18 protein-coding genes and 5 pseudogenes are annotated in these 23,896 nt (G+C 50.1%); 13 read left to right on the top strand and 10 right to left on the bottom strand.

Annotated elements, in window-relative coordinates; all coding sequences use genetic code 11:
- Positions 1–52: 52 nt before the first annotated feature.
- The 3 genes from iroC (at position 53) to iroE (ending at position 6,086) form a co-directional block, all read left to right on the top strand.
- Positions 53–3,712, top strand: a complete 3,660-nt coding sequence (iroC, locus tag ACJHX4_RS24805) for a salmochelin/enterobactin export ABC transporter IroC (protein WP_001442133.1) — start codon at positions 53–55, stop codon at positions 3,710–3,712.
- A 103-nt stretch (positions 3,713–3,815) separates the two neighbouring features.
- Positions 3,816–5,045, top strand: coding sequence for a catecholate siderophore esterase IroD (gene iroD / locus ACJHX4_RS24800; RefSeq protein ID WP_000933672.1), 1,230 nt, complete (start codon positions 3,816–3,818; stop codon positions 5,043–5,045).
- A gap of 84 nt (positions 5,046–5,129) precedes the next feature.
- Complete coding sequence (gene iroE, locus ACJHX4_RS24795; protein WP_000271277.1) at positions 5,130–6,086, top strand: catecholate siderophore esterase IroE; 957 nt, start codon at positions 5,130–5,132, stop codon at positions 6,084–6,086.
- Between the two features lie 44 nt (positions 6,087–6,130).
- On the opposite strand, the gene iroN is transcribed toward iroE, so the two are convergent.
- Positions 6,131–8,308 (bottom strand): siderophore salmochelin receptor IroN, encoded by a 2,178-nt coding sequence (gene iroN, locus ACJHX4_RS24790; RefSeq protein WP_001222186.1) that lies wholly within the window; start codon positions 8,306–8,308, stop codon positions 6,131–6,133.
- 853 nt (positions 8,309–9,161) lie between these two features.
- Positions 9,162–10,196, bottom strand: a complete 1,035-nt coding sequence (locus tag ACJHX4_RS24785) for a 3-deoxy-7-phosphoheptulonate synthase (protein ID WP_001190234.1) — start codon at positions 10,194–10,196, stop codon at positions 9,162–9,164.
- Between the two features lie 180 nt (positions 10,197–10,376).
- On the opposite strand from ACJHX4_RS24785, the pseudogene ACJHX4_RS24780 reads away from it, so the two are divergent.
- A pseudogene (locus ACJHX4_RS24780) lies at positions 10,377–10,678 on the top strand (hypothetical protein); the annotation flags it as partial.
- Positions 10,679–10,755: 77 nt separating this feature from the next.
- Here the strand turns inward: ACJHX4_RS24780 and ACJHX4_RS24775 are convergent.
- The 3 genes and pseudogenes from ACJHX4_RS24775 to yacA form a co-directional block, all read right to left on the bottom strand.
- Positions 10,756–11,049 (bottom strand): DUF6404 family protein, encoded by a 294-nt coding sequence (locus ACJHX4_RS24775; protein WP_000269327.1) that lies wholly within the window; start codon positions 11,047–11,049, stop codon positions 10,756–10,758.
- A gap of 167 nt (positions 11,050–11,216) precedes the next feature.
- Positions 11,217–11,342, bottom strand: a pseudogene (gene yacB, locus ACJHX4_RS24770) (type II toxin-antitoxin system toxin YacB); the annotation flags it as partial.
- A pseudogene (yacA, locus tag ACJHX4_RS24765) lies at positions 11,342–11,610 on the bottom strand (type II toxin-antitoxin system antitoxin YacA). The pseudogenes yacA and yacB, both read right to left, overlap by 1 nt.
- Before the next feature lie 610 nt (positions 11,611–12,220).
- Between yacA and ACJHX4_RS24760 the strand changes: the two are divergent.
- Positions 12,221–13,495 (top strand): HlyD family secretion protein, encoded by a 1,275-nt coding sequence (locus ACJHX4_RS24760; RefSeq protein ID WP_000489608.1) that lies wholly within the window; start codon positions 12,221–12,223, stop codon positions 13,493–13,495.
- On the top strand, positions 13,488–15,584 hold the full coding sequence (gene cvaB, locus ACJHX4_RS24755) for a colicin V export peptidase/ABC transporter CvaB (RefSeq protein ID WP_000184924.1): 2,097 nt from the start codon (positions 13,488–13,490) through the stop codon (positions 15,582–15,584). Before ACJHX4_RS24760 ends, cvaB begins: the two co-directional genes overlap by 8 nt.
- Positions 15,585–15,753: 169 nt before the next feature.
- Here the strand turns inward: cvaB and cvaC are convergent, their stop codons facing one another.
- Entirely contained in the window at positions 15,754–16,065 is a 312-nt protein-coding gene (gene cvaC, locus ACJHX4_RS24750; protein WP_001259758.1) for a colicin V, read from the bottom strand.
- Positions 16,043–16,279, bottom strand: a complete 237-nt coding sequence (cvi, locus tag ACJHX4_RS24745) for a colicin V immunity protein (RefSeq protein ID WP_001323890.1) — start codon at positions 16,277–16,279, stop codon at positions 16,043–16,045. The genes cvaC and cvi overlap by 23 nt, the downstream gene beginning before the upstream one ends.
- A gap of 160 nt (positions 16,280–16,439) precedes the next feature.
- Here cvi and ACJHX4_RS24740 point away from each other — a divergent pair.
- The 3 genes and pseudogenes from ACJHX4_RS24740 to ACJHX4_RS24730 all read left to right on the top strand — a co-directional run.
- Positions 16,440–17,217, top strand: a pseudogene (locus ACJHX4_RS24740) (Gfo/Idh/MocA family protein); the annotation flags it as partial.
- Between the two features lies 1 nt (position 17,218).
- Positions 17,219–17,488 carry a SemiSWEET transporter gene (locus ACJHX4_RS24735; protein WP_000379710.1) on the top strand — a complete coding sequence of 90 codons (270 nt, stop codon included), beginning with the start codon at positions 17,219–17,221 and terminating at the stop codon, positions 17,486–17,488.
- Complete coding sequence (locus ACJHX4_RS24730; RefSeq protein WP_001017350.1) at positions 17,485–17,751, top strand: FAD-dependent oxidoreductase; 267 nt, start codon at positions 17,485–17,487, stop codon at positions 17,749–17,751. Before ACJHX4_RS24735 ends, ACJHX4_RS24730 begins: the two co-directional genes overlap by 4 nt.
- Positions 17,752–17,806: 55 nt before the next feature.
- Here ACJHX4_RS24730 and ACJHX4_RS24725 read toward each other — a convergent pair whose 3' ends face one another.
- Positions 17,807–18,259, bottom strand: a complete 453-nt coding sequence (locus ACJHX4_RS24725) for an acyltransferase (protein WP_000670963.1) — start codon at positions 18,257–18,259, stop codon at positions 17,807–17,809.
- Between the two features lie 292 nt (positions 18,260–18,551).
- Between ACJHX4_RS24725 and ACJHX4_RS24720 the strand changes: the two genes are divergently transcribed.
- Both ACJHX4_RS24720 and ACJHX4_RS24715 read left to right on the top strand, forming a co-directional pair.
- Positions 18,552–18,812: a hypothetical protein gene (locus ACJHX4_RS24720; RefSeq protein ID WP_000343091.1), complete on the top strand. Its 261-nt coding sequence runs from the start codon at positions 18,552–18,554 to the stop codon at positions 18,810–18,812.
- On the top strand, positions 18,809–19,399 hold the full coding sequence (locus ACJHX4_RS24715; RefSeq protein WP_001350923.1) for a hypothetical protein: 591 nt from the start codon (positions 18,809–18,811) through the stop codon (positions 19,397–19,399). The genes ACJHX4_RS24720 and ACJHX4_RS24715 overlap by 4 nt, the downstream gene beginning before the upstream one ends.
- Positions 19,400–19,418: 19 nt before the next feature.
- Here the strand turns inward: ACJHX4_RS24715 and ACJHX4_RS24710 are convergent, their stop codons facing one another.
- Together ACJHX4_RS24710 and ACJHX4_RS24705 are read right to left on the bottom strand one after the other, a co-directional pair.
- Positions 19,419–19,544 (bottom strand): hypothetical protein, encoded by a 126-nt coding sequence (locus tag ACJHX4_RS24710; RefSeq protein WP_257792357.1) that lies wholly within the window; start codon positions 19,542–19,544, stop codon positions 19,419–19,421.
- A gap of 192 nt (positions 19,545–19,736) precedes the next feature.
- The gene (locus tag ACJHX4_RS24705) at positions 19,737–21,314 is read right to left on the bottom strand and encodes a PAS domain-containing methyl-accepting chemotaxis protein (protein ID WP_001513488.1); all 1,578 of its coding nucleotides are present in this window, start codon (positions 21,312–21,314) and stop codon (positions 19,737–19,739) included.
- A 309-nt stretch (positions 21,315–21,623) separates the two neighbouring features.
- Between ACJHX4_RS24705 and ACJHX4_RS24700 the strand changes: the two genes are divergently transcribed.
- Together ACJHX4_RS24700 and ACJHX4_RS24695 are read left to right on the top strand one after the other, a co-directional pair.
- Positions 21,624–22,184, top strand: a complete 561-nt coding sequence (locus ACJHX4_RS24700) for a recombinase family protein (protein ID WP_001161490.1) — start codon at positions 21,624–21,626, stop codon at positions 22,182–22,184.
- Between the two features lie 3 nt (positions 22,185–22,187).
- Positions 22,188–23,896 (top strand): annotated as a pseudogene (locus tag ACJHX4_RS24695) (Tn3-like element TnAs1 family transposase); the annotation flags it as partial.

The following is a 23,896-nucleotide window of genomic DNA, read 5'->3' as shown; positions in this document are numbered from 1 at the left end:
TTTGCGGAACGATCCGGCCAGTGGATCGTATTTTACAGACGGAGGAGGCTTAATGCCTGCGAATCACACTCCCACACCGGCTCAGTCATGGATAGTTCGCCTAGCGCGCGTGTGCTGGGAACGTAAGAAACTTAGTGTCATCGTGGTGGTAGCGTCAGTATCGACTATTTTGCTGGCTGCGCTGACGCCACTGCTGACAAGACAGGCTGTGAATGACGCACTGGCGGGCAATCCGGCCCGCCTGCCGTGGCTGGCCTGCGGGTTACTGTTGATCGCTTTTTTTGATTTCATCGGTAACTATGTGCGCCGTGGTTATGCCGGGATGCTCTCACTCTGGGTGCAGCATACCCTCAGAGGACGGGTATTCGACAGTATTCAGAAACTTGACGGCGCAGGCCAGGATGCGCTGCGCACCGGGCAGGTGATTTCACGGACCAACAGCGATCTGCAGCAGGTGCATACCCTGCTGCAGATGTGCCCGGTGCCGCTGGCAGTGTTCACTTATTACATTGCCGGCATTGCCGTGATGCTGTGGATGTCCCCTGCCATGACGCTTATCGTCGTGTGCGTACTGGTATGCCTGGCGATCACCGCGCTTCGTGCGCGTCGTAGGGTCTTCGCGCAAACCGGGCTGGCCTCGGACCAACTGGCGAATCTCACCGAACATATACGCGAGGTGCTGGCACAGATCTCAGTGGTAAAATCCTGTGTGGCAGAGATGCGTGAAACGCACTGGCTCGATAGGCAGTCGCGGCAGATTGTGCGTGTACGCATCGGTGCGGTTATCTCGCAGGCGATGCCTGGGGCCACCATGCTGGCGCTACCGGTGCTCGGGCAAATCGTCCTGCTGTGCTACGGCGGGTGGTCGGTCATGCACGGGCGGATCGATCTCGGTACCTTCGTTGCATTCGCCAGCTTCCTCGCGATGCTGACCGGGCCAACCCGCGTACTGGCATCGTTTCTGGTTATCGCACAGCGCACTCAGGCGTCCGTGGAGCGGGTGTTTGCACTGATCGACACCCGTTCACAGATGGAGGACGGGACGGAGTCGATTAACAGTCAGGTTGTCGGACTGGAACTGGAGAATATGAGCTTTGACTACCACCATGGCGACAGACATATCCTCAGCAATATCTCCTTTTCCCTGCGCGCCGGTGAAACCGTGGCGGTGGTGGGCGCATCGGGTTCAGGAAAATCGACCCTGTTGATGCTACTGGCGCGTTTTTATGATCCCTGCTCCGGAAAGATATGGCTCAACACCAGCGAAGGCCGACAAAATCTTCGCGATATCAGACTGGAGGCGCTTCGTCGCCGGGTAGGCATCGTATTTGAAGATGCTTTTCTGTTTGCCGGTACGGTGGCGGAAAATATCGCCTATGGCCACCCTCAGGCAACGGCGGACGACATTCGCCGTGCGGCAGCTGCTGCAGGAGCCAGCGATTTTATTAACGCCCTGCCGAAAGGCTTCGATAGCCTGTTAACCGAACGGGGTACGAATCTTTCCGGCGGGCAGAGGCAGCGAATAGCGCTGGCGCGGGCGCTCATTACTGCACCGGACGTGTTAATCCTGGATGATACTACCTCAGCGGTTGATGCTGTTACGGAAGCGGAGATTAATACCGCGCTGGGTCGCTATGCTGACGAAGGGCATATGCTGCTGGTGATTGCCCGACGGCGTTCAACACTTCAGCTAGCCAGCCGGGTTGTGGTGCTGGATAAGGGCCGTATGGTGGATACCGGAACCCCGGCAGAACTTGAAGCGCGCTGTCCGGCGTTCCGCGCACTGATGACCGGCGACAGCGATTTTCTGGCCACGTCCCACAATAGCCACAACGAATTGTGGCCGGCTGAACCAGCGACACAAGACGATGTAACGGATACGGGGGATAAAGGTTTTGTCGCCCGTATGACCCGCGTACCGGAAAATGCAGTACAGCAGGCGCTGGCCGGTAAAGGTCGCAAAGTCACGTCACTACTGAAGCCTGTGGCGTGGATGTTCGTCATCGCCGCTCTGCTGATCGCACTCGATTCTGCGGCAGGCGTAGGGGTACTGATACTGTTGCAGCACGGCATTGACTCCGGTGTCGCCGCAGGCGATATGTCGATCATCGGCCTCTGTGCCCTGCTCGCCCTGTGCCTGGTCATTGTGGGCTGGTGCAGTTATTCTCTGCAGACGGTCTTCGCCGCCAGAGCGGCGGAATCAGTTCAGCATTCGGTGCGCTTGCGCAGCTTCGGCCATATGCTGCGTCTTGGACTCCCCTGGCATGAAAAGCATGCCGATTCGCGTCTTACCCGCATGACCGTTGATGTGGACTCTCTCGCCCGCTTTCTGCAAAACGGCCTTGCCGGTGCGGCCACCAGTCTGGTGACGATGTTCGCAATCGCCGCCACCATGTTCTGGCTCGACCCGTTCCTGGCGCTGACGGCATTAAGCGCAGTGCCAGTGGCCGCACTGGCAACCATGATTTATCGCCGCCTCAGTACCCCTGCTTATGCACAGGCACGGCTGGAAATAGGCAAAGTCAACAGCACCCTGCAGGAAAAAGTCTCTGGCCTGCGTGTCGTGCAATCGCATGGTCAGCAGGAACTGGAGGGCGCCCGGCTGCGCGCGTTATCGGAGCGTTTCCGCGCAACCCGTGTGCGAGCACAAAAATACCTTGCAGTCTATTTTCCGTTCCTGACATTCTGCACCGAGGCCTCCTATGCCGCTGTTCTGTTAGTGGGAGCTTCGCAGGTCGCCGCTGGAGAAATGACTGCCGGGGTACTGGCGGCTTTCTTCCTGTTGCTGGGGCAATTCTATGGGCCAGTGCAGCAGTTATCAGGGATTGTCGACGCCTGGCAGCAGGCGACAGCCAGCGGCAAACATATTGATGAACTACTGGCGACAGAAGGCACTGAGAACCTCGGGTCCTCTTCGGTCCTCCCTGTCACCGGTGCACTGCATCTTGATGAGGTCACGTTCAGTTATCCCGACAGTCACGAGCCAGCTCTGAACAAACTTACCCTGACGATCCCAGAGGGAATGGTTGTCGCGGTCGTCGGTCGCAGCGGTGCGGGTAAGTCGACGCTGATTAAGCTGATTGCCGGGTTGTATTTCCCCACGCACGGCAACATCAGAATCGGTGTGCAAATGCTCGATGATGCCTCGCTCACTGAGTATCGTCGCCAGATTGGGCTTGTCGATCAGGATGTAGCACTGTTTAGTAGTGATATTGCAGAAAACATTCGTTATTCACGGCCATCCGCCACCAATGAAGACGTTGAAATTGCCTCACAGCGGGCAGGGCTGTATGAGATGGTGTGCAATCTGCCGCAGGGATTCCGGACACCGGTGAATAACGGCGGAGCCGATCTGCCCGCAGGTCAGCGCCAGTTGATTGCGCTGGCCCGCGCGCAACTGGCGAATGCCCACATCCTGCTGCTCGACGAAGCCACGTCATGTCTGGATCGCACATCCGAAGAACGACTGATGTCATCGTTAACAGATGTCGTGCATGCCGGGAAGCACTCGGCGCTGATTGTTGCACATCGTCTGACCACCGCGCAACGCTGCGATCTGATTGCCGTTATTGATAAGGGGTTACTTGCGGAATACGGAACCCACGAACAGCTGTTATCTGCGGGCGGCCTCTATACCCGCTTATGGCATGACAGCGTCAGCAGTACTGCTCTCCATCGCCAGCACAACATGAAGGAGGAAACCCCGGGATAGTTACTGGACACGTAATGTATTAAAAACACAGTCAGAAGCGGCGGTACCGTGAATAGCCGCTTTAATTATTTATACTGACATCCTTAATTTTTAAAGAGTATGAATGCTGAACATGCAACAACATCTCTCTGCTATCGCCAGCCTGCGCAACCAACTGGCAGCGGGCCACATTGCTAACCTTACTGACTTCTGGCGCGAAGCTGAGTCGCTGAATGTTCCTCTTGTGACGCCAGTCGAAGGAGCGGAAGATGAGCGAGAAGTGACCTTTCTGTGGCGCGCCCGACATCCTCTGCAGGGCGTTTATCTGCGTCTGAACCGGGTGACGGATAAAGAGCACGTAGAAAAAGGAATGATGAGCGCCCTTCCCGAAACGGATATCTGGACACTGACACTGCGTTTACCCGCAAGTTACTGCGGCTCCTATTCGCTGCTGGAAATCCCCCCCGGCACTACGGCTGAGACGATTGCACTGTCCGGAGGCCGTTTTGCCACCCTTGCCGGAAAGGCCGATCCGCTAAACAAAATGCCGGAGATCAACGTTCGGGGAAACGCAAAGGAATCAGTGCTGACACTTGATAAAGCTCCCGCCCTGTCGGAATGGAACGGCGGCTTCCACACCGGACAACTGCTTACCTCCATGCGCATTATCGCCGGGAAATCTCGCCAGGTTCGGCTCTATATTCCGGATGTTGATATTTCTCAGCCCCTCGGGCTGGTCGTGCTGCCCGATGGTGAAACCTGGTTTGATCACCTTGGCGTATGCGCGGCAATTGACGCCGCCATAAATAATGGGCGCATCGTGCCCGTGGCTGTACTGGGCATTGACAACATTAATGAACATGAACGCACTGAGATACTCGGCGGGCGCAGCAAACTGATAAAGGATATCGCCGGACATCTGCTGCCGATGATTCGCGCTGAACAACCGCAGCGTCAGTGGGCAGACCGTTCGCGCACAGTGCTGGCCGGGCAGAGCCTCGGCGGGATCAGTGCGCTAATGGGGGCTCGTTACGCACCGGAAACGTTCGGTCTGGTGCTCAGCCACTCTCCTTCAATGTGGTGGACGCCAGAAAGAACCAGTCGACCAGGCTTGTTCAGCGAAACCGATACCTCATGGGTGAGTGAGCATCTGCTTTCTGCCCCACCGCAGGGCGTACGTATCAGCCTGTGCGTGGGATCGCTGGAAGGTTCGACAGTGCCTCACGTTCAGCAGCTTCACCAGCGGCTGATTACCGCTGGCGTCGAAAGCCATTGCGCAATCTACACCGGTGGTCACGATTACGCATGGTGGCGCGGTGCACTGATTGACGGGATTGGTTTACTACAGGGTTGAGTTGACCCACAAACACTTTCAGGAAACGGTACAGACTTCCTGAATAAATCAAATAGTCACCTGCGGAAAAGGAATAATCATCAGATGTATGCCCGCGAGTATCGCTCAACACGCCCGCATAAAGCGATTTTCTTTCATCTTTCTTGCCTCACCCTTATCTGTAGTGCGCAAGTTTATGCGAAGCCGGATATGCGGCCACTGGGGCCGAATATAGCCGATAAAGGCTCCGTGTTTTACCATTTCAGCGTCACCTCTTTCGACTCTGTCGATGGCACACGCCATTATCGGGTATGGACGGCCGTGCCGAATACAACCGCACCGGCATCGGGTTACCCGATTTTATATATGCTTGACGGTAACGCAGTTATGGATCGCCTGGATGACGAACTGCTCAAACAATTGTCAGAAAAAACACCGCCAGTGATCGTGGCTGTCGGGTATCAGACCAACCTCCCTTTCGATCTCAACAGCAGGGCTTACGACTATACGCCAGCAGCAGAAAGCAGAAAAACAGATCTCCACTCAGGGCGTTTTAGCCGTAAGAGTGGTGGCAGCAACAACTTCCGCCAGTTACTGGAAACGCGTATTGCCCCAAAAGTGGAACAGGGACTGAATATCGATCGGCAACGCCGCGGCTTATGGGGGCACTCCTACGGCGGCCTCTTCGTGCTGGATTCCTGGCTGTCCTCCTCTTACTTCCGGTCGTACTACAGCGCCAGCCCGTCGTTGGGCAGAGGTTATGATGCTTTGCTAAGCCGCGTTACGGCGGTTGAGCCTCTGCAATTCTGCGCCAAACACCTGGCGATAATGGAAGGCTCGGCGACACAGGGTGATAACCGGGAAACGCATGCTGTCGGGGTGCTGTCGAAAATTCATACCACCCTCACTATACTGAAAGATAAAGGCGTCAATGCCGTATTTTGGGATTTCCCCAACCTAGGACACGGGCCGATGTTCAATGCCTCCTTTCGCCAGGCACTGTTAGATATCAGTGGTGAAAACGCAAATTACACAGCAGGTTGTCATGAGTTAAGCCACTAAACACTGCCCGCTTTTACGCGGGCAGTACGCCTGAAACACTACGATCAGAATGATGCGGTAACTCCGGCATAGTAAGCCCGGCCTGGCTCGTTATAGGTATTCGCCCCTTCAGAAGATCGGAAGATCTGTTTATTGAGGATATTACTGACGCCGACATTAAGACGCAGATTTTTATTAATATCGTAATTGAAGTTCGTCCCCACCAGTGAATAAGCGCCCAGCTCTTTACCTGACAGACCGCCAGTATCTTCACTGCGGGTTTCCGCATGAGTACGCGGTTTTTGTCTGCCATATAACGTCCAGTTGACGCTGGCAGAAAACGCCTGGGTGATGGTCCAGTTAAGCGAGTTATTGATAGTATATTTCGGGATGACCGACAGAGGATTACCGGTGTCTTTTTGCTCCGAAGTGATCATCCATGTGGCATTGGTATTCCAGTTCAGACGATCTTTCACCAGTGGGAAAGACATACTGGCTTCGATACCGTCCACCAGAGCTTTCCCGCCATTCTGCCACTTGAGGATATATGCGCCTGAAGCGGTTTGCCCGATAACGTTATCCCCGGCCACGATCTTATTCTGGTAATCATTGCGGAAGTAGGTCACACTTGCGTGGTAATCTTCCCAGGTGAACTCCAGCCCAATTTCTTTATTGACGCTGATTTCCGGATCGAGATCTTTATTACCGATCAGGTAGCACCCGCCTGATGTAATATCTTTTGGACAGCCATTGCCTTTCGAGTAGAGCAGATAGCCTTCACTGGATTGATACAGGTTTGGGGCTTTAAAGGTTCGGGCAACCCCTGCTTTGACTTTGAAATAATCGCCCAATTCCTGCGAAAGATTCAGACTGGGGCTGAAGTTCCCGCCGGAGTCGCTGAGATAATCAAAGCGCAGGCCGGGAATGATATTCGTGCCAGGAACCGGCTCAATGTTATCTTCAATATACAGCGCACTGATTTGAGAATGATTTTTACTGCTGCGATCCGCAGCAGAGCCAGAAATACCGCTGATATCACTGTCATTCACCGTCAGGCTGGTAGAGGAAGGATCATCGAGCTTATCGCGGTTCCACTCTGCACCAACGGTCAGCGTTTGATCAACCATCACATTCAAAGGAATATTAAGCTCGCCGCTGGTTCGCCAGGAACTCAGGCGATTGGTCGTAAACTTTTCACCCGCTAAAATACGCCCTTCACCACCGCCGGATAATCCTTCATTCATGCGGGTATTATTGGTTTTCTCGTAATAAACACCAAAGCGACTTTGTCCCCAGTCCCAGATACCATTATGCGTAATGCCATAATTCTGTCGGTACAGGCGGTTCGTCTCTTTGCCGGATTTTGCCAGGCTTTCGGTAACTGCACTGGAAGAACTGTTTTGCGTATCGCCCGCATAGATATTCCCCTGGCGGCTATATCCGGCTTCGAAATCGAGAATCTGCTGCGGATTTAATTTCCACGAGACAACGCCGTTAATATCTTTGTTACGTACCCCTTCATGCCCGGCTGCGTTTTTCGTACCGACCGGAGAATTAATATCCCAACTGTCAGCATCCGTTTTATTCAGGTTACCATACAAACGCGTGGTAAGAGCATTACCAGCCAGAGGCCCACTAAGGCTGAAATTGGCGCGACGCGTAGCGCCCTCATCGCTACTTTCCGGCTGATTGGTGTATAACGACAGCGAACCGTGCCAGTCGTTGGTGGGACGTTTGGTAATGATGTTCACCACCCCCCCGGCTGCCCCCGAACCGTAGCGCGCCGCCGCAGGGCCGCGGATCACTTCAATACGCTCAACCTGTTCCGGTGGCACCCAGTTGGTGTCACCGCGGGTATCACGCTCTCCACGCCAGCTATAACGCACGGAGTTACGTGACGTCACCGGTACACCATCAATTAAAATTAAGGTGTTTTCCGGCCCCATACCACGAATATCGATCTGGCGGTTGTTACCGCGTGTGCCCGAGGCGCTATTGCCGGTAAGATTGACGCCAGGCATTTTACGAATAATATCTGAAAGGTCGTTTACCGGAGGGGTCTTTTTAATATCCTCGCTGGTAATAACCGACACGCCCGGCTGCTGTTTTAATACCTGCTCAGCGGTGGCTTCCACCACCAGAGTCTCGTCATTATCATCGTCGGAGGATTTGGCTACTGATACCTGGCTATTCAACCCAACCAGGAGCACAGTTAGCGACCAGAGGATTTTGTTAATTCTCATACCTATTCCCTAATAAATGCCTAACTTAAAATGTTTGATCGTTAAGCTCACATCCTTGCCAGATATTTTTTACTGCCATTATTGTTTTTATATAAGAATGATAATTAATATCATTTAGCAAAAAAAAAGCAATCCCTCACAAGATAAATATATCGATTTTTCATAAATATCAAATTGATATATAACATATGTTTTTTATTTCATTGCACTTGTCGATCATCGGGAATTTTGTCACAATTTCTCACGGATAGTGTTCACATTGTTTCTGACCTGCATTTCAGGCGCGGGCGCTGCTTATGTATATAAGGGCCTGTGGTCGACGAATCAGCATAATCAGATCTTCCTGCGAGCAATTTCTTTCAGCGTATCAGGCAGCACTATCGGATTATCTACGTGCGTTTTTGATTCACATTGTGTGTGAAACTTCATACATCATGATTCGCTTTCCCTACTCAGTTCTGATGATTGTTTTTTATTCTATTAACACGGAGTTAAGATTCTACCCTCGGTGTCCTCATTATTAATGAGGAATGCTACCTATCTAAAAACTGACCGAAACTTTGGGGCATCCCTGGAGGTTTCCAAGGAGAAAAAGGTGACAGTGATAGTGCCACATTGTGAGGAAATTCCTGAGAAACTCCTGGTTCACACACATAATTCAGGAGTTTGCCATAGATAGTAACCAATTGTTTTATATTTTAAGACCATTAAATACGCGGCTACGATAGCGCTTTATATAATCATAAACTGTAGAGATAAAATATCTGCTTCTCTGATAACACTAATTGAGTGTCTTAAACTAAGTAATTTCATTTTTCCCCCTTTAAAAGCAATATATGTGCAATAGTTGAAGTTAAAGCTGTGCTGCCAGAGTTGATAATAATTGTTCTGTCTGTTGCCATGATATGCATTCATCAGTAACAGACTGACCATACTCTAGCGGAAAACTATCGGATTGTTTTCCATCTTGTAAAAAGCTTTCCACCATAATGCCAGCTACATATCCTGGTATTTTTTTCCGATTATCTATAACTTGACGTGCAACGGAAATTTGCCGTTTAGCCACTTTACCGCTATTACCATGGCTACAATCAATTATCAGACGATGGTTAATACCCTCATCATGCATTAATTTCACTGCCTTAGTTATATCAGACAAACCATAGTTAGGTTCTCTACCTCCACGTAATATTAGATGTCCATGTGGATTGCCATCGGTTAATAGTGTAGATATACTATTTGTTAAAGATGTCATATATACAATATGTTGTTCACGGGCTGCAATAATAGCGTCAATAGCTAAGTTAATATTTCCATCAGTACTGTTTTTAAATCCAACTGGACAATGTAAACCAGACGCAAGTTGACGATGCGTTTGTGATTCAGTGGTTCTGGCACCAATAGCACCCCAACATATTAAATCAGCAATATAGGGAGTAAGAAAAGGATCGAGGAATTCTGTAGCGGTTGCGACACGCATCGTTGTGATTGAAGACAAACACTGGCGAGCATATCGTATCCCTTTCTCAACATCATAACTTCCATTTAGATCAGGATCGTGCATTATTCCCTTCCAGCCTTTACGGGTTCGAGGTTTCTCAAAATAAGTGCGCATTACAATGTACATTTTCGATAAGTACTTATTCTGTAATACGAACAATCGCTTCGCATAATCAACTGCGGCCTGAACGTCATGGATTGAGCATGGACCAACAATCACAAGTAAGCGAGGATCTTTTCCCAGCAAAATATTCGCTATAATATCTCGTTGCAGAGAGATCCATGTTACGGTTTCTTCCGATACTGCGATTTCTTTATGAATCTCGCCCACAGTGGGTAAACTGCCAAGCAACTTCCCGCGGTAGATTAATTTACTAGCTGACTGCATCTTGTCTCCTAAAAGCGCTATTTCAGACCATCAGTTGCACACAGTAGATGATAATGATAATCATTTACTGTATAATTGGCAATATATGGGGATTCATAGTCATTTCTGAGATAATATACGTTAGGCCTTCTCTCCCGTACGGAAATCACTTGTTTTCCGTAAATTACCTGAATCTTAATCCCTGAGCTGCGGCTAGCTGTGGAACTCACAAAAGCTGACCGGGCCGTGGCACAGCCTCTCTGCTGGCAGAACAGCGTACTGCAGAAGTCGTCGTACTGCCGCTGGTCCCGGCATCAGGTCTGCCCGCAGATGGCACTTCTGCCACTGATCTGCCGGTGGAGCTGAACGGCATGACATATCAGGCCTGCCGTGGGGATTTTGTGGTGCGCCTCGACGGCAGCACCTGTCTGCAGTTATAGAATAAAGAAGGCGGGGAGGTACGCAGGGAGGGCGATCCGCTGGAAGTGGCGTAGTGGCTGTAGGCCTGTAATGATGCAGGAATAGAAGTTCGTGTACAGGTTAATGAAAGCATCACCCCGTAAAAACATGCCGGCACGGTTTACACATCATTCCATGGTGGCAGCCGGTTAACTTTCCTGCGCCACCAGTGGAAAGAGGCCATGAGCAGTCCGAACAAAAAACCACTCGTGATACTTATAATAATGGCCTCACCTGCTACCATTCCTGACGGCCCCCAGTACATAAACCACATTGCACATCCCCAGGAAATACCCCATAAGCCCCCCATCAGCAGCGTAACCTGCCAGAACGGCATAAAGGGCAATGGCGGAAGCCGGATACCCAGCCGCCAGAGAATACGCAGCAGAGGAGGAGCATAATTACTCCGCCACATCTTTTTGCTGTCCATCAGGGCAATTGCCCGGGCTTTTTTTGCTCAAAAGTCACAGGAGCACCTCCGTTCCATGATGTAAACGTGACACAACTTATTGTTATTGATTATTATTATCATACCGTGATTATGTTGTCATGCACCTGTACACTGATAAAAGAAAGGGAGAACAGGAGGCTGGCTGAACAACCAATCCGTTCGTCCAGTTCAATGGCGGCTATCAGGTTCTGCTCCGCAATGTACTCACGAATGCGCTTCCTGTCCTGGCTGGTCAGCATGGTCCAGAATATCTCCATCATTTACCGGCGACTTTCCTGCTCATTTCATCCCGCCATGCAGCAGCGGAAGATTCGACCATGTCATGGGGAAGCACATCGCCGCGCTCGAGTTGCTGACGTCCTGCCTCAACCTGGTCACGGAACCAGGTATTATGCTGCCGTTCCACGGTCTGGCGCATAAAATCCCGGATTAACTGAGAGCCATTACGGTCCATGCTTTTTGCAGGGCCATAAAAGCATCCTTCAGTTCAGCGTCAATTCTTAAACTCATATTAACCTGTGCCATTTATCACCCCGTCATTACCACGTATATACACAGTATATAACGATTCAGATATCGTCACTAGGATATGCCGCGCCAGCGGCATGGAAGGCGGCACTCCGCTGTTTCATATGATACCGCCGAAGCCCGATGTAAGCCGCTACAGTCGTCCGAAAGTCACCAGCCTCCTCCCCCCTGCCGTCATCCGTGCATCAGCTATGCACTGAGTATGCCTGCCCTTCCCTAGAGAATCCTGCTAGGCTTGCCACACTGATATATCTTGACTTTATGTAAACGATATGACACTTTAACATGATAATGATTACCATTCTCTTTTAATATACAGAGAAACTAGGAAATAGATGAATGAGTTATGTTACTTTAATATTCTCTGACAATAACCTAAATCAGTTAGATTATTGTCATTTAATAAATAATGACATTCTTTCATCATAAATAAAAAGACTATTGTTTATAATATTGTTCTCAGCATTATATGATTATTTATCCTGATAACTCTCCTATGCTGTATGTTTATATGATTTTCCTTGAAACATATAATGCAAATTTTCGATTTATTTTCCATCATTAATCCAGATAAACAACAAACTAATAGTATGCAAGGAGACATTATTTGTTTCGCCAGGATGCTTTAGAAAACAGAAAAATGAAGTGGCAGGGACGGGCAATATTACTTCCCGGAATACCACTGTGGTTAATCATGCTGGGAAGCATTGTGTTTATTACGGCATTTCTGATGTTCATTATTGTTGGTACCTATAGCCGCCGTGTTAATGTCAGTGGTGAGGTCACAACCTGGCCAAGAGCTGTCAATATATATTCAGGTGTACAGGGATTTGTTGTCAGGCAGTTTGTTCATGAAGGGCAGTTGATAAAAAAAGGGGATCCTGTTTATCTGATTGACATCAGTAAAAGTACACGCAATGGTATTGTCACTGATAATCATCGCCGGGATATAGAAAACCAGCTGGTTCGTGTGGACAACATTATTTCCCGTCTGGAAGAAAGTAAAAAAATAACGCTAGATACCCTGGAAAAACAACGTCTGCAATACACAGATGCGTTCCGTCGCTCATCAGACATTATACAGCGTGCAGAGGAAGGGATAAAAATAATGAAAAATAATATGGAGAATTACAGATACTATCAGTCAAAAGGACTGATTAATAAAGATCAATTAACTAACCAAGTTGCATTATATTATCAACAACAAAACAACCTTCTCAGTCTGAGCGGACAAAATGAACAAAATGCCCTGCAGATAACCACTCTGGAGAGTCAGATTCAGACTCAGGCAGCAGATTTTGATAATCGTATCTATCAGATGGAACTGCAACGACTCGAATTGCAGAAAGAACTGGTTAACACTGATGTGGAAGGCGAAATCATTATCCGGGCGTTGTCTGACGGGAAAGTTGACTCCCTGAGTGTCACTGTAGGGCAAATGGTCAATACCGGAGACAGCCTTCTGCAGGTTATTCCTGAGAACATTGAAAACTATTATCTTATTCTCTGGGTCCCGAATGATGCTGTTCCTTATATTTCGGCTGGTGACAAAGTGAATATTCGTTATGAAGCCTTCCCCTCAGAAAAATTTGGGCAGTTCTCTGCTACGGTTAAAACTATATCCAGGACTCCTGCGTCAACACAGGAAATGTTGACCTATAAGGGAGCACCTCAAAATACGCCGGGTGCCTCTGTTCCCTGGTATAAAGTCATTGCGACGCCTGAAAAGCAGATAATCAGGTATGACGAAAAATACCTCCCTCTGGAAAATGGAATGAAAGCCGAAAGTACACTATTTCTGGAAAAAAGGCGTATTTACCAGTGGATGCTTTCTCCTTTCTATGACATGAAACACAGTGCAACAGGACCGATCAATGACTAACAGGAATTTCAGACAAATTATAAATCTGCTTGATTTGCGCTGGCAACGTCGTGTTCCGGTTATTCATCAGACGGAGACCGCTGAATGTGGACTGGCCTGCCTAGCAATGATATGCGGTCATTTTGGTAAGAATATTGACCTGATATATCTTCGCCGGAAGTTTAATCTCTCTGCCCGTGGAGCAACCCTTGCAGGAATCAATGGAATAGCGGAGCAACTGGGGATGGCCACCCGGGCTCTTTCACTGGAGTTGGATGAACTTCGAGTCCTCAAAACGCCGTGTATTCTCCACTGGGATTTCAGTCACTTCGTCGTTCTGGTCAGCGTAAAGCGTAACCGTTATGTACTGCATGATCCGGCCAGGGGCATAAGATATATCAGCCGGGAGGAAATGAGCCGATATTTTACAGGCGTTGCACTTGAGGTCTGGCCCGGAAGTGAATTCCAGTCGGAAACCCTGCAGACCCGCATAAGTCTTCGTTCACTGATTAACAGTATTTACGGTATTAAAAGAACGCTGGCGAAAATTTTCTGTCTGTCAGTTGTAATTGAAGCAATCAATCTGCTAATGCCGGTGGGGACACAGCTGGTTATGGATCATGCTATTCCTGCGGGGGACAGAGGGCTACTGACGCTAATTTCTGCTGCTCTTATGTTTTTTATATTACTCAAAGCTGCAACGAGTACGCTGCGCGCATGGTCTTCACTGGTTATGAGCACGCTCATCAATGTACAGTGGCAGTCGGGGCTGTTCGATCATCTTCTCAGACTACCGCTGGCGTTTTTTGAACGCCGAAAATTAGGTGATATCCAGTCACGTTTTGACTCCCTTGACACATTGAGGGCCACATTTACCACCAGTGTGATCGGGTTCATAATGGACAGCATTATGGTTGTCGGTGTTTGTGTGATGATGCTGTTATACGGAGGATATCTCACCTGGATAGTTCTCTGCTTTACCACAATTTACATTTTTATTCGTCTGGTGACATACGGCAATTACCGACAGATATCAGAAGAATGTCTTGTCAGGGAGGCCCGTGCCGCCTCCTATTTTATGGAAACATTATATGGTATTGCCACGGTAAAAATCCAGGGGATGGTCGGAATTCGGGGGGCACACTGGCTTAATATGAAAATAGATGCGATAAATTCGGGTATTAAGCTAACCAGGATGGATTTGCTCTTCGGAGGAATAAATACCTTTGTTACCGCCTGTGATCAGATTGTAATTTTATGGCTGGGAGCAGGCCTTGTGATCGATAATCAGATGACAATAGGAATGTTTGTAGCGTTTAGTTCTTTTCGTGGGCAGTTTTCGGAAAGAGTTGCCTCTCTGACCAGTTTTCTTCTTCAGCTAAGAATAATGAGTCTGCACAATGAGCGCATTGCAGATATTGCATTACATGAAAAGGAGGAAAAGAAACCTGAAATTGAAATCGTTGCTGATATGGGGCCAATATCCCTGGAAACCAATGGTTTAAGCTATCGTTATGACAGTCAGTCAGCACCGATATTCAGTGCTCTGAGTTTATCTGTAGCTCCGGGGGAAAGTGTGGCTATAACTGGTGCTTCCGGTGCGGGAAAAACCACATTAATGAAAGTACTATGTGGACTATTTGAACCTGATAGCGGGAGGGTACTGATAAATGGTATAGATATACGCCAAATTGGAATAAATAATTATCACCGGATGATAGCCTGTGTTATGCAGGATGACCGGCTATTTTCAGGCTCAATTCGTGAAAATATCTGTGGTTTTGCAGAGGAAATGGATGAAGAGTGGATGGTAGAATGTGCCAGAGCAAGTCATATTCATGATGTTATAATGAATATGCCAATGGGATATGAAACATTAATAGGTGAACTTGGGGAAGGTCTTTCTGGCGGTCAAAAACAGCGTATATTTATTGCACGAGCCTTATACCGGAAACCAGGAATATTATTTATGGATGAGGCAACCAGTGCTCTTGATTCAGAGAGTGAACATTTCGTGAATGTTGCCATAAAAAACATGAATATCACCAGGGTAATTATTGCACACAGAGAAACAACGTTGAGAACTGTTGATAGAGTTATTTCTATTTAAACCATAGAGGAATTACAAGCGTATGAGGAATATTTCTTCCTGTTATAATTCCTCGTTATGCTCAGATATCTGTTGGAGGTGGAATGGAAGATAGACAATCCACCAAGAAGAAATATCATTCTGTGTGGATTGTCCAATAACTGTTCTTTCTTATATTAAATAATACTATTTATAAACAAACATCACTAAGATTATTTGGACTCCAATTACACAATCTTCCCGCAGCATAGTTCCATGCTTCTGAAGGTATCCCTTCGGGTTTTTGCTTAATTGTTCCCCCTAAACCGGATGGAGACATTGCAGGATTAGGTTTGTGAGTGGATGCATAGTCATATATTGCACCTCCAGCCACACCCCCAGCAGCTGCTCCAATTCCTCCTGCAACAAATTGCCCGGATAGTGTTCCTATAGCCATCGCAATATCACGCCCTGAAGCACCACCAGAAACAGAATCTAATTCATTTAGAGTCAGAGTTCTCATATGATCTCCTTTTTATCTTATCGGATATTGAATAATAATTATCACCAACAAAGTAACATATTGCAGACATTAATGCAGAGAAGCAAAATGTATGCATGGATAAAAAGTCCTTTCCTCTAAAAACACAATCATATATAGCTAATGCAATATATATTGCGGTGGCATTTATTATAAATGCAAATAACAACTCTAATTTTGTTCTTTTTCTATCCATTACTTTTTATCCCATTACTTTCTATCCCATTACCACACAAACACTAACGATAATGATTATCGTTAACATAGTCAAGAGTGAAGGGTAGGAGGCCCTCAACCCCCTATAAGGGGTCCGCTTGGAAAACGGATTTCCCCACGTCAAGAGAATTGATTTGAACGAGTGGCTTCGCTACAAACAGCTCCCGTTTGTGTGTGAAAAACCCCTCTCAACAGATCTCAACTCTGCACGATATCTACAGGAGATTGCTCCAAAAGGCAGTATCGTGTCTTTTAACTACCGATATAACCCCGTCATCGACATGATAATGCGTCTGAGAAATGAGAAGAAATTAGGTGAACTGCATTTCTTCTCAGCAGAATTTAATAAAAATTCTGCACTGACCCGCCATCACCTGACCTGGCGAGACTCCGCACAACAGAGCAAAAGCAGCGGTGCTCTGGGCGATCTATCCTGTCATCTGCTTGATTTATTTTGTTTTATAGGGGAAAGCCCGGTAGTGGTTCATGGGATCAAAACGGTAAAGGGGACACGTGGGTACAAAATCAGATGGTCAGGTTGAAGTGGATGATAACGGCTATGTAATGGGCAGTTCAGAAAAGGGAGCTTATTTCAGAGTTCATGCCAGTAAATCGGAAACAGATCATAATTTGGGACTGCATATACAGCTTGTATTTGAAAATGGTGAAATCAGATATTCAACCCACCATGAAAATCGCCTGCTCCTGATTCTATTTAATGATACGAATACGGAAACAATTGGCTTCGACGCTCTGAAACGCTTGCCTGATCCACCACGGGAGCTTCCATTCTGGTCTGATTCGTTTATTCATCTTCATGACGACTGGTGTGCTCTTATTAAATATGGTCACTCGTCTCCTAAGCTGGCGGACCTGTCATCCGGCCTTCATATACAGGAAATAATTGAGGCATTCTGATATGGATACCATTCTTTTAACCGGGCTGTTTGCTGCATTTTTCACAACGTTTGCGTTCGCTCCCCAGAGCATAAAAACTATCAGGACACGCAATACCGAAGGTATCTCCGTTGTTATGTATATCATGTTCCTGACAGGTGTAATCTCATGGATAGCGTATGGCATTATGCGATCTGATTTTGCCGTACTGATCGCCAATATTGTCACACTGTTTCTGGCTGCACCAGTGCTTGTAATAACACTTATCAACCGCAGGAAAAAACACGTATGAATATTGCAATCATCGGCGCGGGTCCTGCCGGCATCATTTCTGCCCGTAATGCGATTAAAGCAGGTCACTCCGTGGTTCTGTTTGAGAAGAATACCCGAATTGGGGGGATCTGGAACCCCTGGAGTGGTGGCGCTTACCGTAATGCCTGTATGCAGAACTCTCGTTATACATTTCATTATACTGGCTTTCCCCCTGGCGATATCGATGAACGAAGTTGGATGCAAATGTCAGATCGTGTGCGCCTGTTAGGGCGCGGCTGGTAAGAGAGCCTTATAGGCGCATTTGAAAAACCTCCGGCTATGCCGGAGGATATTTATTTCATAATATTCTGAGCAGTCTTGCCGGGTTTCCTGCATAAATGCCTTTGTTCTCAATCGGTTTTACCACAACTGAACCCGCACCAATAACAGCTCCGCTGCATATATACGGAGACAGAATAATGGCTCCACTGCCAACAGTAACCGAATCCCCCAGGGTAATGCTGATCCAGTTATCCGGTGACGGATCTGGTGCTCCTGAACGAAACAGATCGTTGGCGAACGTCACGTTATGACCAATGAAGCAGTTCTCCCCCAGTGTTACGTTCTCACAAATAAACGTGTGCGACTGTATCCGGCTTCCACTACCAATGACACAGCCTTTCTGTATCTCAACGAAGGGGCCGACAAACACGTTGTCCCTGAGTTCACATTCATAAATGTTGACCGGTTTGACAATACGGACATTGGTCCCATAAATCACATCCCGGACAGCACATTCCATAAATTTCATACTCACACGTCCTTTAAATACAGATGACACTTGCCGGAATTATACAGCCCAGATTCACTTGCTATGTTTCAGAATAGCTTATAAGCCGCACTTTTACCGATACTCAGCAACAAATCAGGTCTGGATCCACTTCAGCCGGAAACCGGATCTGCGCGGCGGGGAACGGGCATACAATATGATAATTAAGCAACTTATATAAAACCATATCTGATATTATTAATAATAAATAACACACAAATCATGCGGGATATGATTTTTATTTGTCAGAACATTATCAGATGGAGCGTGCAGGATGGATGAAGAAAGGGTGTTTTCACTCAGCTATGAACAACTGACCCGGTTTGCGGAAAAACGCATCCGGGAATGCAATCTGGACAGCCAGGGCGTAACTTATCTCTGCGAGTCAGCCAAAGCCGGAGCTGTGCTGATCTTCTGGCATGAACTGGCCATAAATGGCTATGCCTCAATGAATGCCATAAAGAGACAGGAGATCATTGACGCCGACCATCAGCGCCTCAGAAAGCTCATCTGGCCGGAGGATGACTGGAAATGACTCAGAGCCGCCGACCGTCGCCACTGCAGCGAAGAATGCTGATTGTGCTGGCTGCCCTTGATGAAAAACGGCCAGGACCCGTGCTGACGCGGGACATAGAACGGGTGCTGGAGCGAAGCGGGGAAGCCCCAGTCTACGGGCCAAACCTGCGCGCCTCCTGCCGTCGTCTGGAGGATGCCGGCTGGCTGCGTACCCTGCGCGCTCCGAACCTGCAGCTGGCAGTGGAGCTGACGGACGCCGGCCGGGCCGTGGCACAGCCTCTGCTGCTGGCAGAACAGGACCGCCTCCGGGCAGAACAGCGTGCGGCAGAAGTCGTCGTACTGCCGCTGGTCCCGGCAGCAGGTCTGCCCGCAGATGGCACTTCTGCCACTGATCTGGCGGTGCAGCTGAACGGCATAACGTATCAGGCCTGCCGTGGGGATTTTGTGGTGCATCTCGACGGCAGCACCTGTCTGCAGTTATGGAATAAAGAAGGCAGGGTGGTACGCCGGGAGGGCGATCCGCTGGAAGTGGCGCAGTGGCTGCAGGCCTGTCACGATGCAGGAATGGAGGTTCGCGTACAGATAAATGAAAGTGCCGCTCCGTAAGAACACGCCTGTGCACGGTTTACACATCATCCCATGGTGGCAGCCGGTTAACTTTCCTGCGCCCCCAGTAGATAAACCACATTGCACATCCCCAGGAAATGCCCCATAAGCCCCCCGTCAGCACCGTGACCTGCCAGAACGGCATAAAGGGGGAACCGCAGAATTCGGAAAAAATCGTACGCTAAGCTAACGGTGTTCTCGTGACAGCTCTTTGACTAGGCTTTCTAAGGCCATTCTGATAGCCCTGACTTCCTGAAAAGCCATGGCTAAAATTTGTGCGGCTAAAAGGGATAACCGATGGTAAAGTAAGTTATCCCTGTCGAGATACTGAAAAGCGTTATCCTCGTTTTTCCCAAAACTGTTTTGCCAGTTCGCTCAGAGCGCTAGTTAACTGAGCGACAGATTTCGCACTTTGCAAATTATTCTGCCCGGTCTGTACATTGGTATCAGCAGCATCGCGTATATTGATAATACTGCGGTTTATGTCTTCACTTACTGCTCCCTGCTGCTCGACCGCAGTCGCTATTTGCGCGTTCATGTCGGTAATTTCGTTAACGCGTTGGCCAATTCCATCAAGAGCTGTAGCTGCTTCCTCTGCGTGAGCTACACTCGTGTGCGCTTGCCGACTACTTTGCTCCATGACTGTAACAGCGGATTGCGCTCGCTCTTGTAGAGCGCTGATCATGCTTTGAATATCCGTTGTCGATTGCTGTGTGCGAGCAGCAAGACTGCGAACCTCATCGGCGACAACAGCAAAACCACGCCCCTGCTCACCAGCACGCGCGGCCTCAATTGCTGCGTTGAGTGCCAACAAATTCGTTTGCTCGGCGATCCCTCGTATAACGTCAAGAACTTTTGATATCTCGTTACTTTGACCTTCAAGCTCATGAATAACCTGAGTGGCTTGCCTAATTTCACCTTCAAGGGCAGTGATTGACTGGCTTGTGTGGGCTACCAGACGCTGGCCAGATGCCGTCTCAGTGTCTGCTCTTCCGGCCGCATCTGCAGCATGCTGTGCATTGCTCGCAACCTCTTGAATGCTTGCCACCATTTGGTTTACTGCCGTTGCTATTTGATCTGTCTCTGCCTGCTGCTCAACTGTAAGTACATTGCTTGACTCAATATCCTTTAGTAGGCCTCGGGTGTGTTCGCTAAGCCGATTTGATGCATCACCTATGCGACCTACTATGGCGCCTGTTTCAGCTTGCATCATTCGTAAAGCAAACTCTATTTGGCCAAACTCATCGGTGCGCCCAGTGTAGAGGGATTGACTTAATGGGTTATTGGAAATATTCTTGGCTCTTTCAACCAGTCTTCCAAGAGGAGAGAGAATAGCCAAAACACTAACAGAGCTTAAGCTTCCTGACATTAAAGTGGCTAACAATAAGCTGCTTATTGATGTATCAGTAAGCATGCCGGCAGCCATTGCGCTTGATATAATACTACCCCATATGAGCAAGAGTATTTTCACGGAAAAGCTAGCAGCCAATTTCGGCCTCGCGGCCTTCCCGCTTCTCAATTGAGCATATAATTTTTCCGCAGCCAAAACCTGCTCAGGTTCAGGCTTGGTCCTTACAGACTGGTATTCAACAATCGAACCATTCTTAGCTATTGGCGTTACATAAGCACTTACCCAATAGTGGTCGCCATTTTTACAGCGATTTTTTACTAGCCCCATCCATGAGCGGCCAGATTTTAATGTACTCCACATATGCTCAAATGCAGCAGGCGGCATATCTGGGTGTCTTACGATGTTGTGAGGCTGGCCTAATAGTTCTTCCTCAGTGAAACCACTGATTTTAATGAAGTCAGGATTAACGTACGTGATATGGCTTTGAGGGGAGGTAGTCGAAAGAATATTGGCATCTTTTGGGAGTTCTAAGTTTCGACCCGTCACTGGTAAATTCTGGCGCATAAGAACCTCAAGGGTTGGCTGTTTTATTTTATTGTTTTCGGCATTAAGCCCAATTTCTTGAGCGTTACGATAAAGCTAGCATGGAAACGATAGGTGCAAGCAAGTTAAGGGTTGCATCGCGCATGTCAATCTAGGCTATACCCTAACTTGATGTCAGGCAGGGCCGCGCCGCTTCGTCAGAATAGAGTCTGCTTTCCCATTTTTTGACACATGCCCGCGAAGGTTATAGATTTCAGCCTGACAGAAATGGGCTTTGAGGCACAACGGAACAGAAAGTGCACTTAAGCCGCCTTCAACCAAGGAGACATCGTGCAGGGGCACCGCATCGGCTACGTCCGGGTCAGCAGCTTTGACCAGAACCCGGAACGCCAGCTGGAACAAACCCAGGTGAGCAAGGTGTTCACCGACAAGGCATCGGGCAAGGACACCCAGCGCCCCCAGCTCGAAGCGCTGCTGAGCTTCGTCCGCGAAGGCGATACAGTGGTGGTGCACAGCATGGATCGGCTGGCCCGCAACCTCGATGACCTGCGTCGCTTGGTACAGAAGCTGACTCAGCGCGGCGTGCGCATCGAGTTCCTGAAGGAGGGCCTGGTGTTCACTGGCGAGGACTCGCCGATGGCCAACCTGATGCTGTCGGTGATGGGGGCCTTCGCTGAGTTCGAGCGCGCCCTGATCCGCGAGCGGCAGCGTGAGGGCATCGCCTTGGCCAAGCAGCGTGGCGCGTACCGGGGCCGCAAGAAAGCCCTGTCCGATGAGCAGGCTGCTACCCTGCGGCAGCGAGCGACGGCCGGCGAGCCCAAGGCGCAGCTTGCCCGCGAGTTCAACATCAGCCGGGAAACCCTCTACCAGTACCTCCGCACGGACGACTGACACATGCCGCGTCGCTTGATCCTCTCGGCCACGGAGCGGGACACCCTGCTTGCGCTGCCGGAAAGCCAGGATGACCTGATCCGCTACTACACCTTCAACGACTCCGACCTGTCGCTGATCCGCCAGCGACGCGGCGACGCCAACCGCCTCGGCTTCGCCGTGCAGCTCTGCCTGCTGCGCTACCCCGGTTACGCGCTGGGAACCGACAGCGAGCTGCCCGAGCCGGTCATCCTGTGGGTGGCGAAGCAAGTCCAGGCCGAGCCGGCGAGCTGGGCAAAGTACGGCGAGCGCGACGTGACCCGTCGCGAGCATGCCCAGGAACTGCGCACCTACCTGCAACTGGCCCCGTTCGGCCTGTCCGACTTCCGCGCCCTGGTGCGCGAGCTAACCGAGCTGGCCCAGCAGACCGACAAAGGCTTGCTGCTGGCCGGTCAGGCCCTGGAGAGCCTACGGCAGAAACGACGCATCCTGCCGGCGCTGAGCGTGATTGACCGGGCCTGCTCGGAAGCCATTGCGCGAGCCAATCGGCGGGTCTACCGCGCCCTGGTCGAACCACTCACGGACTCGCATCGGGCCAAGCTGGACGAGCTGTTGAAGCTCAAGGCCGGCAGCAGCATCACCTGGTTGACCTGGCTGCGCCAGGCACCGCTGAAACCCAACTCTCGGCACATGCTGGAACACATCGAGCGGCTGAAGACATTTCAGTTGGTGGACTTGCCCGAAGGCCTGGGCCGGCACATCCACCAGAACCGCCTGCTCAAGCTGGCCCGCGAGGGTGGGCAGATGACGCCCAAAGACCTCGGTAAGTTCGAGCCGCAGCGCCGCTACGCGACCCTGGCCGCCGTGGTGCTGGAGAGCACCGCGACCGTGATCGATGAGCTGGTCGATCTGCATGACCGCATCCTGGTCAAGCTGTTCAGCGGCGCGAAGCACAAGCATCAGCAGCAGTTCCAGAAGCAGGGCAAGGCGATCAACGACAAGGTGCGCCTGTACTCCAGGATCGGCCAGGCGCTGCTGGAAGCGAAGGAAAGCGGCAGCGACCCCTATGCCGCCATCGAGGCGGTGATTCCCTGGGACGAGTTCACCGAGAGCGTCAGCGAGGCCGAGCTGCTGGCCCGGCCGGAAGGCTTCGACCACCTGCACCTGGTCGGCGAGAACTTCGCCACCCTGCGCCGTTACACGCCGGCCTTGCTGGAGGTGCTGGAACTGCGCGCCGCGCCGGCCGCGCAAGGCGTGCTGGCAGCCGTGCAGACCCTGCGTGAGATGAACGCCGACAACCTGCGCAAGGTGCCGGCCGATGCACCCACGGCCTTCATCAAGCCGCGCTGGAAGCCGCTGGTGATCACCCCGGAAGGCCTCGACCGGAAATTCTACGAAATCTGCGCCCTGTCCGAGCTGAAGAACGCCCTGCGCTCCGGCGACATCTGGGTCAAGGGCTCGCGGCAGTTCCGCGACTTCGACGACTACCTGCTGCCGGCCGAGAAGTTCGCCGCACTCAAGCGCGAGCAGGCCCTGCCCCTGGCGATCAACCCGAACAGCGACCAGTACCTGGAAGAGCGTTTGCAGCTGCTGGACGAGCAGTTGGCCACCGTCACCCGCCAGGCCAAGGACAACGAGCTGCCCGATGCCATCCTCACCGAGTCAGGGCTGAAAATCACCCCGCTGGATGCGGCGGTGCCGGATCGGGCGCAGGCGCTGATCGACCAAACCAG

The sequence above is a fragment of the Escherichia sp. WS2035 genome (assembly GCF_046487065.1).
Lineage (GTDB): Bacteria > Pseudomonadota > Gammaproteobacteria > Enterobacterales > Enterobacteriaceae > Escherichia > Escherichia coli.
This window is presented reverse-complemented; position numbering and strand designations above follow the sequence as displayed.

Coding starts and splice junctions, on each gene's coding strand:
- iroC (WP_001442133.1), top strand. CDS start 53: ATGCCTGCGAATCACACTCCCACACCGGCTCAGTCATGGATAGTTCGC.
- iroD (WP_000933672.1), top strand. CDS start 3,816: ATGCTGAACATGCAACAACATCTCTCTGCTATCGCCAGCCTGCGCAAC.
- iroE (WP_000271277.1), top strand. CDS start 5,130: ATGTATGCCCGCGAGTATCGCTCAACACGCCCGCATAAAGCGATTTTC.
- iroN (WP_001222186.1), bottom strand. CDS start 8,308: ATGAGAATTAACAAAATCCTCTGGTCGCTAACTGTGCTCCTGGTTGGG.
- ACJHX4_RS24785 (WP_001190234.1), bottom strand. CDS start 10,196: ATGCAGTCAGCTAGTAAATTAATCTACCGCGGGAAGTTGCTTGGCAGT.
- ACJHX4_RS24775 (WP_000269327.1), bottom strand. CDS start 11,049: ATGTGGCGGAGTAATTATGCTCCTCCTCTGCTGCGTATTCTCTGGCGG.
- cvaB (WP_000184924.1), top strand. CDS start 13,488: ATGACTAACAGGAATTTCAGACAAATTATAAATCTGCTTGATTTGCGC.
- cvaC (WP_001259758.1), bottom strand. CDS start 16,065: ATGAGAACTCTGACTCTAAATGAATTAGATTCTGTTTCTGGTGGTGCT.
- cvi (WP_001323890.1), bottom strand. CDS start 16,279: ATGGATAGAAAAAGAACAAAATTAGAGTTGTTATTTGCATTTATAATA.
- ACJHX4_RS24735 (WP_000379710.1), top strand. CDS start 17,219: ATGGATACCATTCTTTTAACCGGGCTGTTTGCTGCATTTTTCACAACG.
- ACJHX4_RS24730 (WP_001017350.1), top strand. CDS start 17,485: ATGAATATTGCAATCATCGGCGCGGGTCCTGCCGGCATCATTTCTGCC.
- ACJHX4_RS24725 (WP_000670963.1), bottom strand. CDS start 18,259: ATGAAATTTATGGAATGTGCTGTCCGGGATGTGATTTATGGGACCAAT.
- ACJHX4_RS24720 (WP_000343091.1), top strand. CDS start 18,552: ATGGATGAAGAAAGGGTGTTTTCACTCAGCTATGAACAACTGACCCGG.
- ACJHX4_RS24715 (WP_001350923.1), top strand. CDS start 18,809: ATGACTCAGAGCCGCCGACCGTCGCCACTGCAGCGAAGAATGCTGATT.
- ACJHX4_RS24710 (WP_257792357.1), bottom strand. CDS start 19,544: ATGCCGTTCTGGCAGGTCACGGTGCTGACGGGGGGCTTATGGGGCATT.
- ACJHX4_RS24705 (WP_001513488.1), bottom strand. CDS start 21,314: ATGCGCCAGAATTTACCAGTGACGGGTCGAAACTTAGAACTCCCAAAA.